This is a genomic window from Arthrobacter sp. L77, assembly GCF_000816565.1.
GTDB classification, from domain to species: Bacteria; Actinomycetota; Actinomycetes; order Actinomycetales; family Micrococcaceae; genus Arthrobacter_D; species Arthrobacter_D antioxidans.
Map to the genome: position 1 here is coordinate 21,517 of NZ_JWSU01000004.1, position 12,367 is coordinate 33,883.

Annotated in this window: 13 protein-coding genes; 10 read left to right on the forward strand and 3 right to left on the reverse strand. The window is 70.6% G+C overall.

Annotated elements, in window-relative coordinates; translation table 11 throughout:
- Positions 1-78: 78 nt before the first annotated feature.
- On the reverse strand, positions 79-1,077 hold the full coding sequence (locus RY94_RS02680) for a diacylglycerol/lipid kinase family protein (RefSeq protein WP_052273866.1): 999 nt from the start codon (positions 1,075-1,077) through the stop codon (positions 79-81).
- Positions 1,078-1,157: 80 nt separating this feature from the next.
- Here RY94_RS02680 and RY94_RS02685 point away from each other — a divergent pair, with 80 nt between their 5' ends.
- The 10 genes from RY94_RS02685 to RY94_RS02730 all read left to right on the forward strand — a co-directional run bounded on the left by RY94_RS02685 (position 1,158) and on the right by RY94_RS02730 (position 10,948).
- Positions 1,158-1,940 carry an SGNH/GDSL hydrolase family protein gene (locus RY94_RS02685; RefSeq protein WP_043441569.1) on the forward strand — a complete coding sequence of 261 codons (783 nt, stop codon included), beginning with the start codon at positions 1,158-1,160 and terminating at the stop codon, positions 1,938-1,940.
- 97 nt (positions 1,941-2,037) lie between these two features.
- Positions 2,038-2,580 carry a MarR family winged helix-turn-helix transcriptional regulator gene (locus RY94_RS02690; protein ID WP_082046007.1) on the forward strand — a complete coding sequence of 181 codons (543 nt, stop codon included), beginning with the start codon at positions 2,038-2,040 and terminating at the stop codon, positions 2,578-2,580.
- 103 nt (positions 2,581-2,683) lie between these two features.
- Positions 2,684-3,826: a glucose-1-phosphate adenylyltransferase family protein gene (locus RY94_RS02695; RefSeq protein ID WP_043441571.1), complete on the forward strand. Its 1,143-nt coding sequence runs from the start codon at positions 2,684-2,686 to the stop codon at positions 3,824-3,826.
- A gap of 304 nt (positions 3,827-4,130) precedes the next feature.
- The gene (gene rpmB, locus RY94_RS02700) at positions 4,131-4,367 is read left to right on the forward strand and encodes a 50S ribosomal protein L28 (protein ID WP_043441573.1); all 237 of its coding nucleotides are present in this window, start codon (positions 4,131-4,133) and stop codon (positions 4,365-4,367) included.
- On the forward strand, positions 4,367-4,534 hold the full coding sequence (gene rpmG, locus RY94_RS02705; RefSeq protein WP_019481734.1) for a 50S ribosomal protein L33: 168 nt from the start codon (positions 4,367-4,369) through the stop codon (positions 4,532-4,534). Before rpmB ends, rpmG begins: the two co-directional genes overlap by 1 nt.
- Before the next feature lie 3 nt (positions 4,535-4,537).
- Positions 4,538-4,843, forward strand: coding sequence for a 30S ribosomal protein S14 (gene rpsN / locus RY94_RS02710; RefSeq protein ID WP_026545363.1), 306 nt, complete (start codon positions 4,538-4,540; stop codon positions 4,841-4,843).
- A gap of 269 nt (positions 4,844-5,112) precedes the next feature.
- Positions 5,113-5,391, forward strand: coding sequence for an HU family DNA-binding protein (locus tag RY94_RS02715; protein WP_043441577.1), 279 nt, complete (start codon positions 5,113-5,115; stop codon positions 5,389-5,391).
- Between the two features lie 134 nt (positions 5,392-5,525).
- Entirely contained in the window at positions 5,526-7,661 is a 2,136-nt protein-coding gene (locus RY94_RS02720; protein WP_442853431.1) for a cytochrome c oxidase assembly protein, read from the forward strand.
- The gene (locus RY94_RS02725; RefSeq protein WP_043441579.1) at positions 7,658-9,646 is read left to right on the forward strand and encodes an NHL domain-containing thioredoxin family protein; all 1,989 of its coding nucleotides are present in this window, start codon (positions 7,658-7,660) and stop codon (positions 9,644-9,646) included. The genes RY94_RS02720 and RY94_RS02725 overlap by 4 nt, the downstream gene beginning before the upstream one ends.
- A gap of 210 nt (positions 9,647-9,856) precedes the next feature.
- Complete coding sequence (locus RY94_RS02730; protein ID WP_043443361.1) at positions 9,857-10,948, forward strand: SDR family oxidoreductase; 1,092 nt, start codon at positions 9,857-9,859, stop codon at positions 10,946-10,948.
- A gap of 16 nt (positions 10,949-10,964) precedes the next feature.
- Here RY94_RS02730 and RY94_RS02735 read toward each other — a convergent pair whose 3' ends face one another.
- Positions 10,965-11,948, reverse strand: coding sequence for a hypothetical protein (locus RY94_RS02735; protein ID WP_043441581.1), 984 nt, complete (start codon positions 11,946-11,948; stop codon positions 10,965-10,967).
- A 26-nt stretch (positions 11,949-11,974) separates the two neighbouring features.
- Positions 11,975-12,358: a hypothetical protein gene (locus RY94_RS02740; protein WP_043441584.1), complete on the reverse strand. Its 384-nt coding sequence runs from the start codon at positions 12,356-12,358 to the stop codon at positions 11,975-11,977.
- Positions 12,359-12,367 lie beyond the last annotated feature (9 nt).

Genomic DNA, 12,367 nt, shown 5'->3' on the forward strand with positions numbered 1-12,367 from the left:
CCCTGTCAGGTCGTGTCCCCGAAGTGAAGGGCCGGGGCCGCTCCGGTCGAAGCGACCCCGGCCGCCGCAGCCGATCCGTCAGGGCAGGGGCTCGCTCACCACGGCGGGGTCCTTGTAGCCCAACGGCATCCGCAGGCGCAGGGAGTTCGGCTTGACCTCGAACGCCATGTGGGTCGCCTTGCCGAGGGGGTCGCCGTCGAGCTGCACCTCCAGCGGCTCGTGGAGGGTCACCTCGGCGGTGCGGCACTGGAAGTACTCGAGCGAGGAGTCCTTCCCCTTGCCGCGGGCGAAGAGCTTGCCGACGACGGCGAGCCAGCCGAGCTTCCCCTTCGGGGCGACCGTCATGAGGTCCATGAGGCCGTCATCGATCTTCGCGCCGGGGAAGATCTCCAGGCCGCCCATGATCTTGCCGCAGTTGCCGCCCATGACGCTGCGCAGGCGGCGGTCGAAGGGCTTGCCGCCGTCCACCGAGATGGTGGTCCGGGTGGGCTTGCCGGGGAGGTTCCTGATCCCGGCGTCCACGTAGGCGAGCCAGCCCACCTTGTCCTTCAGGTCGTCGCGGGTATCGGACATGATGGCGGCGTCGTAGCCGATGCCGGCCATGACGAGGAAGACGTGGGCGTCCTGCGCCCGGTCCACGGTCACGTGCACGACGTCGATGGTGCGTTCGGTCCCGCGGAACGCGGCCTCGACGGCGGCGTCCGGATCGTCGACCGCGATGTCGAGGTTGCGGGCCAGGAGGTTGCCCGTGCCCAGCGGCACGAGCGCCATCAGGGTGTCGGTGCCGGCGAGTTCCTCGGCGACGCACCGCACGGTGCCGTCGCCGCCAGCGGCGATGACCAGGTCCACGCCGGCCTCGAGCGCCTGCCGGGCCTGGCCGTGGCCCGGATCGTCAGCCGTCGTCTCGATGACCAGTGGTTCCTCCCACCCGTCCTCGGCGGAGATGCGCTTCACGGCCGCCTCGACGTCCACCGTGGTGATCTTGATCGGGTTGACGATGAGGGCGGCGCGGCGCCGATCCGATCCGGTGTCCGCGAGCGTCTCGCTGCTCGTCTCGAGTGTTGCTTCGGTGGGCATGGTGTCCTTCGGGCAGGGTGGAGGGATGGCTCCGTCGAGCTTATCCCGGGGGGCGCGGCTGCCGGGGGTAATCTTTGGTCGTGACCTACACCCAGCGATATGTGGCCCTTGGCGATTCCTTCACCGAAGGGGTGGGCGACTGGGATCCGGCGTCGCCCAACGGCGTCCGGGGATGGGCGGACCGCGTCGCGGAGCAGCTGGTCCTCGCCGACGGGTCCTGGGGCTACGCGAACCTCGCCATCCGCGGCAAGAAGATGCGGCAGATCCTCGACCAGCAGATCGACGCCGCCCTGGCACTCGAGCCGACGCTCGTGACCGTGTACGCCGGGGCCAACGACATCCTGAGGCCGCGCGTCGACATCGACCTCCTGATGTCCCGGTACGACGACGGCGTGGGCCGGCTCCGCGCGGCGGGAGCCGCCGTCGTGCTGTTCACCGGCTTCGACACGGCGGGTTCCGCCGTCTTCGGGAGGACCCGGGGCCGGACGGCCGTCTACAACGAGTGGGTGCGGGAGATCGCCGACCGGCATGCCGCCGGAATCGTCGACTACTGGCGCCTGCGCGAGTTCCAGGACTGGAGCTACTGGGACGTGGACCGCATGCACATGTCCGTCGCCGGGCACACGCTCATGGCCGCGCGCGTGCTCGAGGCGATGAAGGCCTCCCACCGGATCGACCTGCCCGAGCTCGAGGCCCGCCCCGCCCTGAAGCGGGCGGACCAGGTGCGGGCCGATGCGCAGTGGGCGCGGGAGTACCTGACGCCCTGGGTGGGCCGGCGACTGCGGGGGGTCTCGTCCGGCGACGACCTGGCGCCGAAGTACCCGGTGCTGGGCCGCCCGCACTGGGCGTCGATCAGCGCCTGAGGCCCGCGGCGAGCACGGATCCCGCCGTGCCCGCAACCATGCCGGATCCGCCGGTGCGGGCCTCCGACCGCGGGACCCCGTATGCCAGAATGAGCGCATGGCGGCGCACTGGCTCACACCCGACGAGCGGCGGGCATGGCTGGCCCTCTACGCGCTGACCTCGCTGCTCCCCGCGAACCTCGACGCCCACCTCTTCCGCGAGGCGCGGATCACCCTGTTCGACTACCACGTCCTGGCGATGCTCTCGGAGGCCGAGGGTACGAGCCTGCCCATGAGTGAGCTCGCCGCCCGGTCCACGGCGTCCCTCTCCCGGCTCAGCCACGTGGTCAAGAAGCTCGAGGGCCGCGGGTGGGTCACGCGGCTGCCGTCCTCGTCCGACGGGCGGGTGACCACGGCCTCCCTCACCGCAGCCGGGTTCGAGATGCTGACCGACCTCGCGGTGTCCCACGTGGCGCAGGTCCGGTCCACCGTCTTCGACGCCCTCGACGACAGGGACGTCGCCGACCTCGAGCGGGTGGGCCGCAAGATCCTCCGCGGGATGGACAGCGCGCACTGGACCCTCGCCGACGGCGGAGCGACGCCGGAGACGGCCCTGGCGGGCGGGGCCTCGGCCCAGGGAAGCCCGCGCGAGAACCTCTAGGCCACCGGCCGGTGCAGGGCCCGGCCTGCGGGACCCGACACGGTTCTACCCGACCACGACACGACATGACCACGACATGACCACGACCAGGACAGGACGGCCCATGGACCAGCAGACGAAGGCCCGGCAGCAGCCGCGCATCCTCGCGATCGTGCTCGCCGGCGGAGCGGGAGGGCGCCTCGGGGCGCTCACCGAGCACCGGGCCAAGCCCGTCATGCCCGTCGGCGGCAGCTTCCGGCTGATCGACATCCCGCTGTCCAACCTGCACCACAGCGGCATCTCCGACGTGTGGGTCATGGAGCAGTACCAGCCGAAGACGATCAACGACCACCTCCGCAACGGCCGCCCCTGGGATCTCGACCGCACGCGCGGCGGGCTGCTGGTGCTGCCCCCGTTCAGTGGGGGAGCGGGGGAGGGGTTCGCCGAGGGCAACGCCGACGGCCTGCTCCGTCAGGCCGCGTCCATCCGTGATTTCGCGCCGGACCTGGTGCTCGTCCTCAGCTCGGACCACCTCTACCGGCTCGACTACCGCGACGTCGTCGCCACGCACCTCGACCGCGAGGCCGCACTCACGGTGGTCACCGTGGACTTCGACGGCGACGCCTCCGCCCACGGCGTCGTGGTCGTGGACGACGACGGCCGGGTGACCGACTTCGCGTACAAGCCGGAGGAGCCCCGGACGCGCATCGTCACGACCGAGATCTTCCTGTACACGGCCTCGACCCTCCTCGACGCCCTCGAGCACCTGGAGGACGCCCATGACGACCTGGGTGACTACGGACACCACCTCGTGCCCCACCTGGTGACGCAGGGTTCCGTCGTCGAGCACCGGCTCGAGGGGTACTGGCGCGACCTCGGGACGCCCACCAACTACCTCCGCGCCCACCTGGACCTCGTGGACGGCGAGGGCCTCGACCTCGCGGACCCGGACTGGCCCATCCTCACCGAGCCCTCGGAACTGGTCCCGGCGTTCGTCGGCGACGGCGCCGTCGTCGGGAGCTCGCTGATCGCCCCCGGGGCGCGGGTGTTCGGCACGGTCCGCCGGAGCGTCGTCGGCTCCGGGACGACGGTCGAGGCCGGGGCGGTCGTGGAGGATTCCGTCCTCCTGAACCGGGTGCGGGTGAAGGCCGGGGCGGTCGTGCGGCATGCGATCGTGGATTCGGACGCCGTCGTCGACGGGGACCGCCTCGGTGCCGGTCCGGACGAGCCCGCCGTCGTCGGCCGGGACGGGCTGATCGACGACTGACCCGTTTTGGCCACGCCTGATCCTGCCGGTAGGATGGTAGGGCGTTTGGCTGTGGCTGATGACGCCCGTCCACGGACGGGAGGAATTTGCCCAGCGACCCGCGACTACCTAGAATTCAAGGCTGTGCCGGCCGCAAGGCCGCGCCCCGCCTGAACTTCACCGTCTTCCCCGCGGCGAGGCGCTTCGGCAGGTTCTCACCCTGCCAGGTCAACCTCCGGAAAGCTGCAGTAATAACGGTGTCATTACTGGTGGCGGGACGCCCAACAAGTGATTCCGTCACGTTCATCTAATCTGGAGGAGAGTTATGGCAGCCCACTGCCAAGTGACCGGAGCCGAGCCCGGCTTTGGACACAGCATTTCGCACTCGCACCGCCGTAACAAGCGCCGGTTCGATCCCAACATTCAGAAGAAGCGCTACTACGTGCCTTCCCTGCGCCGCAACGTGACGCTGCAGGTCTCGGCCCGCGGTATCAAGACCATCGACGTGCGCGGCATCGATGCGGTCGTCGCGTCCATCCTCGCGAGGGGAGTGAAGCTCTAATGGCCAAGGACAAGGACGTACGTCCGATCATCAAGCTGAAGTCCACCGCAGGGACGGGCTACACCTATGTGACGCGCAAGAACCGTCGTAACGATCCGGACCGCATGGTCCTGATGAAGTACGACCCCAAGATCCGCAAGCACGTCGAATTCCGAGAGGAGCGCTAAACCATGGCCAAGAAGTCAAAGATTGCTCGCAACGAGCAGCGCAAGGTCATCGTGGAGCGCTACGCGGCCAAGCGCCTCGAGCTCAAGAAGACCCTCGTCGACGAGAACGCCACCGACGAAGCACGCGAAGCCGCACGCCTCGGCCTGCAGAAGCTTCCCCGCAACGCCTCGCCGGTGCGCCTGCGCAACCGCGACCAGATCGACGGCCGCCCCCGTGGCACGCTCCAGAAGTTCGGCATCTCGCGTGTCCGCTTCCGGGACATGGCGCACCGGGGCGAGCTGCCCGGCGTGACCAAGTCGAGCTGGTAGTCAGCCCCCGGGGCGCAACGCCCCACCGCATCACCCGCCGCCTCACGCGGTAACCGAAGAAGCCGCCACCCCTCGGGTGGCGGCTTCTTCGCGATGGTGCCCCGATCGGGGCCGGACGCCCGGAAAACGGCCTCGACACAGCCGTGTTTCCGCCGCAAAGCCGCGTGAACACGCGGGTCGGGGCGTCCAAGCTGGTAAGTTTTCGGACAGAGGCTTTTCGAATACCGCGAAAAGCTCTTCCAGATGAGTGACGTCCAGGAGGACAAAAATTGGCTAAGAACCGTAGTGAACTTGTCGCAGAGGTAGCCGCGAAGGCTGACACCAGCCAGGCTGCCGTCAACAGCGTCCTCGATGCGCTGTTCGACGTCTTCTCCGAGTCCATCGCCAAGGACGAGAAGATCACCATCCCCGGATGGCTCGCCGTCGAGCGCACCAGCCGCGCAGCCCGCACGGGCCGCAACCCGCAGACCGGCGAGACCATCCAGATCGCCGCCGGCCACAGCGTCAAGCTGACCGCCGGCTCGAAGCTGAAGGCTTCCGCCAAGTAGTCCCAGGACTGACCGACCCCAGGGGACCGTTGCCACCAGGCGGCGGTCCCCTGGCGTTGCCGGGCCCGTTCGGGGCCCGCCACGGACCCGCCGGAGATTGGCCCTATTTCTACTCGGGGTAGAGAATGGTGTACGTGCCGACCACTGTGAAGCAACCCCGGGAGACTGCCGCCGCTTCTTCCCCCGAGCGTGCAGTCGGGACAGGCTGGCTGGTCCTGGCCGGCGTCGTCGTCCTCGGCGCCCTCGCCGTCGCCCTGCTCTACACGGGGGCGGCCGCCGCGCGGCAGCTCGGAGACCCCGGCGCCCTGACCCGATGGGGCCTGCCGGTCGCCAAGGTGCTCAACAACACGGCCGCCGCAGCGACCATCGGCGCCCTCGTCTTCGCCGTCGTCATGCTCCCGCGCCGTATCGGCCCGAGGGGCCGGAAGCCCGCGGAGACCGCCGCCGAGCACCCCGCCTTCTCGCGTGTGATGCTGCTCGCCGCCGTCTCCGCCGTGGCCTGGACGCTCGGTGCGCTCGGCGTCATGATCTTCACCTACTCGGACGCGGCAGGACTGCCGCTCAGCACCGACCCCGCCTACACGCAGGGGCTCGCCGCCTTCCTCACCGATTTCTCCACCGGACGCGCCTGGCTCGTGACGTCCATCGTCTCGGCCGTCCTGGCAACCCTCCTGTTCGGCGTGCGGTCGCAGACCGGGCTGGCCCTGACCCTGGTGCTCGCCCTCCTGAACCTGCTGCCCATGGCCCTGATCGGCCACTCCGCCAGCGGGAACGACCACAACGCCGCGGTGAACTCGATCGCCCTGCACCTGGTGGGTGTCTGCCTGTGGGTCGGCGGGATCATCGCCCTCGCCGTGGTGGGCGGCACGCTCGGCGAGCAGACCCTCCCGGTCCTCAAGCGCTTCTCCGCGCTGGCCGGCTTCGCGTTCATCCTCGTGGTCGCCTCCGGCGTGGTGAACGCCGGCCTCCGGATCTCCGACCTCGGCCAGCTCAGCTCCCCGTGGGGGCTGCTCGTCACGTTCAAGACCATCGCCACGATCCTGCTCGGCGGGATCGGCTGGATGCACCGGCAGTGGATCATCCCGCAGCTCGAGGCCCCCTCCGGGACCGCCGCGTCGAGGATGTCCGCGCGCCGCGTCCTGTGGCAGCTCATCATCGTCGAACTCCTCATCATGAGCGCCGTGATGGGCGTCGCCGGGGCCCTCGGGCGCACGGCGCCGCCCCGCTCCGAGGAACTGCCCACCGAGGCCGGCCCGGCGCGGATCCTGACCGGATACGATCTCCCGCCCGAGCCCACCGCGGCCCGCTGGCTCACCGAGTGGCGCCCCGACTGGCTGTGGATCGCGGTGGCGGCGACCTTCGCCGTCGCCTACGTCCTGGGCGTCGTGAAGCTGCACCGCCGCGGCGACTCCTGGTCACCGCTGAAGCTCATGAGCTGGCTGACGGGCCTTGTGCTCCTCACCTACTTCACCTCCGGCGCCCCCGCCGTCTACGGCATGGTGCTCTTCAGCGCGCACATGGTGGACCACATGGCCCTGACGATGGTGGTGCCGCTGTTCCTCGTCCTCGGTGCGCCCGTCACGCTCGCGCTCAAGGCGCTCAGCGCCCGGCGGGACGGCACGCGCGGCATCCGGGAGTGGATCCTCGTGATCGTGCACTCCTGGCCGTCGCGGATCATCACGCACCCGCTCGTCGCGGCCGGCAACTTCGTGGCGTCCATCATCGTGTTCTACTACTCGCCGCTGTTCGGCTTCGCGCTGCGCGAGCACGTGGGCCACGAACTGATGATCACCCACTTCCTGATTACCGGCTACATCTTCGTGCTGTCCATGATCGGCTCGGACCCCGTCCCGTTCCGCGCCCCCTACCCCATGCGGCTGCTGCTCCTGTTCGCGACCATGGCCTTCCACGCCTTCTTCGGCGTGACCCTCATGGGCTCGACGTCACTGCTCGAGGCCTCCTGGTTCGGCAACATGGGCCGCGAGTGGGGGCCCTCGGCCCTCGCCGACCAGCAGGTGGGTGGCGCCGTGACGTGGGGCGTGGGCGAGATCCCCACGCTGCTGCTCGCGATCGGCGTCGCAATCGTGTGGTCACGTTCGGACGCGCGGGAGACGAAGCGCAAGGACCGCGCCGCGGACAGGAATAACGACGCCGACCTCGCGGCTTACAACAGCATGTTCGCCGACCTCGCCGCGCGCGACGCCGGACCCGCCCGTGCAGGCCGGCAGCCCACGGCGCGGGTGACCACCACCGCAGGAGACGATGAATGACCGAGACCACCATGCGCACCCGCGCCGACTACCGCGTGCGCGGCTCAGCCCTGACCGGCCGTAACTGGCTCAACACCGGCGGCAGGCAGCTGCAGCTCGAGGACCTCCGCGGAAAAATCGTCATTCTCGATTTCTGGACCTTCTGCTGCATCAACTGCCTGCACGTCCTCGACGAGCTCCGCCCGCTCGAGGAGCAGCACTCCGACGTCCTGGTGACGGTCGGCGTGCACTCACCGAAGTTCGAGCACGAGGCGGACCCCGACGCACTGGCCGCCGCCGTCGAACGCTACGACATCCACCACCCCGTCCTCGACGACCCGGAGCTGACCACGTGGCAGGCCTACACGGCCCGCGCATGGCCCACGCTCGTCGTGATCGACCCGGAGGGCTACATCGTGGCCCACCTCTCCGGTGAGGGCCACGCCGCGGGCCTCACGTCCCTCGTCGACGAGCTCGTCGCCGAGCACGAGGCCAAGGGCACGCTGCACCGCGGCGACGGCCCCTACGTCCCGGCGGAGAGCACCGCGGGTGACCTGAAATTCCCCGGCAAGCTCCTCGCGCTGCCCGCCACCGGCACCTTCCTCGCCGGCGACACCGGCCACCACCGGCTCGTGGAGCTCGAGGCGGACCTCGTCACGGTGCGCCGCACCATCGGCTCCGGCACGAAGGGCTTCCGCGACGGCGGTGCCGACGATGCGGAGTTCAACGAGCCGCAGGGGCTCGCCCTGCTGCCCGCCGGGCTCGCCGCGGAGGTCGGGTACGACGTCGTCGTCGCCGACTCCGTGAACCACCGCCTGCGTGGCGTGCACCTCGCCACGGGCGCGGTGCGCACGCTCGCGGGCAACGGCACCCAGCGCCTGCTCGACGCCGGCAACCACTCGAAGACCGGGCTGCAGGAGAACGCCTTCGAGGTGGACGCGGAGAGCGAGGCGCCGCGCCTCACGGAGACGGAGCTCGGCACCGACGCGCTGAACGTGTCGCTGTCCTCGCCCTGGGACGTGCTCCACTCGACGGTCCTGGACCGCGTGGTGGTCGCCATGGCCGGCACGCACCAGATCTTCACCTACGACCCCCGCACCCACGCCGTGGACATCCTCGCCGGGACGGGCCTGGAGGGACTGCTCGACGGCGATGCGTCGGCCGCGTGGTTCGCGCAGTCCTCGGGCCTCGCGGAGGACGCGAACGGCAGCATCTGGATCGCCGATTCGGAGACCTCCTCCGTGCGGATCCTGTCCTTCCTCGAGGTCGACGGCAGCCGCCGCGTGCAGGTCCAGACCGCCGTCGGGACCGGCCTGTTCGACTTCGGCTTCCGTGACGGCGACGCCGGTCAGGCGCGGCTGCAGCACCCCCTCGGCGTCACCGCGCTCCCCGACGGATCCATCGCCATCGCCGACACCTACAACGGCGCCGTCCGCCGGTACGACCCCGCGACCCGCCAGGTCTCGACGCTGCTCCGCGGCCTGTCCGAGCCGTCCGACGTCCTCGTGGACCTGACGCCCGTGGCCGACGGCGGGGACCCGCTGCTGATCGTCGTCGAGACCAACCGGCACCAGCTGGTCCGGGTCCCGCTGCCCAAGGAGGCCCTCGCCGTGGACGAGGGAGCCTCCCGGACCCAGCGGCCCACCACGCCGATGTCCGCGGGCCCGGTGGGCCTCACCGTGCGCTTCACCGCGCCGAAGGGCCAGAAGCTGGACGACCGCTGGGGCGACCCCACGCAGCTGAAGATCAGTGCCTCGCCGGAATCGCTCCTCGTCTCGGGCGGCGGCACGTCCACGGGCCTGACCCGCGAGCTCGTGCTCTCCCCGGACGCCGACGGCGGCGTCCTGCACATCACCGCCCGCGCCGCGTCCTGCGACGGCGAGCCGGGCGGCGAGATCCCCGACCACGCCGCATGCCACCTGTACCAGCAGGACTGGGGGATCCCCGTCACGCTCTCGGCCGACGGCGAGACGAGCCTGACCCTGGACCTGCGGGGACTCGACTGATCCTCCCGTAGGGCATGCCGCCGCGCCGGGCGTCCGGACCCGGTGGTGCGTCCCTCCGGGGACGCACCCGGTCCCGGCGCGGACGACCGGCACTCCATCCGATTCGGGGCCCGGCACGGGTGTGCCGACGAGCGGGTCGTGCCCGACGCCGCCCCCCACCCCCACACCGTGCCGGCACTCCGCCGGCAGCATCACGACGAGGAGCGCACCATGACGACCGACGACCGACCAGCAGGCACCACCCCAGGGACAGCCCTCGTGGTGGGGGCGACCGGCATCGCCGGATCGGCGCTCGTCGAGAAGCTCCTCGCCGACGGGTGGCCCGTGCTGGCGCTGTCCCGCCGGCCCGGCGCCGCGCGGGAGGACGTGCGCTGGCTGTCCGCCGACCTGACCTCTGCCGAGGCGCTCGCCACGGTCCTCGCGCCGGAGCGTCCCACGCACGTCTTCTTCACCGCCTGGTCCCGCAGGGACACCGAGGAGGAGAACATCGAGGTCAACGCCGGCATGCTGCGTGACCTGCTCGCCGCCCTGCGCGGCAAGGACGTGGCCCACGTGGCACTCATGACCGGGCTCAAGCACTACCTCGGCCCGTTCGAGGCCTATGCGGCGGGCGAGATGGCGGACACGCCGTTCCACGAGGAGGAGCCGCGCCTGCCGGTCCGCAACTTCTACTACGCCCAGGAGGACGAACTGTTCGCCGCGGCGGCGGACCAGGGCTTCACCTGGTCCGTGCACCGCGCGCACACCGTGATCGGCCACGCCGTCGGCAATGCGATGAACATGGGCCTCACGCTCGCCACGCAGGCGGCACTGTGCAGGGACGCGGGCGAGCCCTTCGTGTTCCCCGGCTCGGAGACGCAGTGGAACGGGCTGACCGACATGACGGACGCGGGCCTGCTCGCGGAGCACATGCTGTGGGCGTCGACGACCCCTGCGGGCGCCGACGAGGCGTTCAACATCGTGAACGGCGACGTGTTCCGGTGGCGCTGGATGTGGCCGCAGCTCGCCGCCCACTTCGGGGTGGACTGGGAGGGCTACGACGGCGCGCCGAGGCCGCTGGAGCAGGCGATGGCCGGGCGGCAGGACCAGTGGGCGGACCTCGCCGCGCGCCACGGCCTGGCGGAACCCCGGCTGGATCGCATGGCCTCCTGGTGGCATACGGACAGCGACCTGGGGCGCGGGATCGAGGTGGTCACCGACATGGGCAAGAGCCGGGTGGCCGGCTTCACCGGATACCGGCGGACCCTCGACGCCTTCACGGACCTGTTCGAGCGCTACCGCGCCGAGAAGCTCATCCCCTGACGCAGGCCGGGGCGGGCTAGTAGCGGACGACGGGCGTCACGGTGACCTCGTCCCCGGTCACCGTGAGATCGGCCTCGAACTCGAACGGGACCGTCTCGGAGACGCCCCGGACCGCCCCGGAGAAGAAGTCCCGCAGCTGCGTGTCGATCCGCGCGGAGCCCCGCAGCGGTGCCAGGAGCCACTCGCCGCCGTCCGCGGTGATGCTGACGGCGGGGTACTCCCCGATGGACCAGGCGATGTCCCCGGCCAGGCGTTCGTTCGTCACGTAGTTGAAGGGGCAGTTGGTGGGCTGGAAGACGGTCTGCCTGGCGCACCCGTCGAGGAAGGCCCGCAGTTCGTCGTCGACCGCCCGGGTGAGTTCCGGCGTCGCCTCCGTGGTGAGGGCCAGGGGAGGCGGCGGCTCCCTGCTCGTGACGACGGCGTGCTGTTCGGGGGCGGCGAAGAACTGCCCGTCGTACTGTGCGGTGATGGCTGCCGGGTAGAAGGTGGCCAGTCCGGCGGTGCCGTCGGGGAGGCCGACGTCCACACCGTTCACCGTGGCCTCCACGCTGTTCCCGACCGTCACCTGCACGGTGGGCAGCACGGACTCCTCGAACCGCCAGACGTTGAAGAAACCCCACTCGGTGTCGATGCGGCGGAGCGGGAAGACCGTCGTGGTCTCCGCGCCGTCGAGGGTGTAGGTCACGGGAACCTCGACGCGGTCGGCCCCCGATTCCCGCGCCTCGCCGACCTCGACATCCTCCACGGGCGCACTCGCGCGGCGGAGGGCGTCGCCGTCCAGCAGGGCGGGATTGGACCCCTCCGGCACCGACGCGTTGAGCAGGCCCAGGGCCTCCCCGCCGTCGCCGTCACGCAGCGCTTCGAGGTACAGGTCCACCTGGTGTTCGGGGCTGTAGAGCCGCCCGTTCATGAAGGAGACGGTGGCCACGAAGGCCGCGCCCACGAGCACGAGACCGAGCAGCCACGCTGCGAGGACCTTCTTGACCGGGGTGGTGTGCACGGTCCCACGTTACCGGGTGGGTCCGATCAGCCGGGCAGGAAGCCCAGGACGGTCCCGATCACGGCGCACACGAGCCCGACGGCCGCGATCCGGCGCACCCCGCGATAGGGCTCCTCGAACGACCAGTGCGTGGGGTGCCGGGCCTGGTAGAAGATGGCGACGTCCTCACCCGGCGGCAGCGGCGGCGGGTGCGGCGTCCGGCTGCGCCGTGGGCGCGACCCACTGGACCACAGGGCTTCGACGATGCGGAACCGGTGGTCGTGCCAGCGCAGGTAGGGGTGCCCCTCGTGCTCGAACGTGATGGCCTGCGTCCTGGTCCACGAGCCGTACACGATGCGGACGACGAGCGCGGCGACGATCAGCACCAGCCCCAGCACGGTGAGGGTGGAACTGATGATCTCGATCAGCATGATCGGTGC

What these genes read in the sequence shown, in the direction of transcription:
- RY94_RS02680 (WP_052273866.1), bottom strand. Translation starts at nt 1,077, where the DNA reads ATGCCCACCGAAGCAACACTCGAGACGAGCAGCGAGACGCTCGCGGAC.
- RY94_RS02690 (WP_082046007.1), top strand. Translation starts at nt 2,038, where the DNA reads ATGGCGGCGCACTGGCTCACACCCGACGAGCGGCGGGCATGGCTGGCC.
- RY94_RS02695 (WP_043441571.1), top strand. Translation starts at nt 2,684, where the DNA reads ATGGACCAGCAGACGAAGGCCCGGCAGCAGCCGCGCATCCTCGCGATC.
- rpmB (WP_043441573.1), top strand. Translation starts at nt 4,131, where the DNA reads ATGGCAGCCCACTGCCAAGTGACCGGAGCCGAGCCCGGCTTTGGACAC.
- rpmG (WP_019481734.1), top strand. Translation starts at nt 4,367, where the DNA reads ATGGCCAAGGACAAGGACGTACGTCCGATCATCAAGCTGAAGTCCACC.
- rpsN (WP_026545363.1), top strand. Translation starts at nt 4,538, where the DNA reads ATGGCCAAGAAGTCAAAGATTGCTCGCAACGAGCAGCGCAAGGTCATC.
- RY94_RS02725 (WP_043441579.1), top strand. Translation starts at nt 7,658, where the DNA reads ATGACCGAGACCACCATGCGCACCCGCGCCGACTACCGCGTGCGCGGC.
- RY94_RS02730 (WP_043443361.1), top strand. Translation starts at nt 9,857, where the DNA reads ATGACGACCGACGACCGACCAGCAGGCACCACCCCAGGGACAGCCCTC.
- RY94_RS02740 (WP_043441584.1), bottom strand. Translation starts at nt 12,358, where the DNA reads ATGCTGATCGAGATCATCAGTTCCACCCTCACCGTGCTGGGGCTGGTG.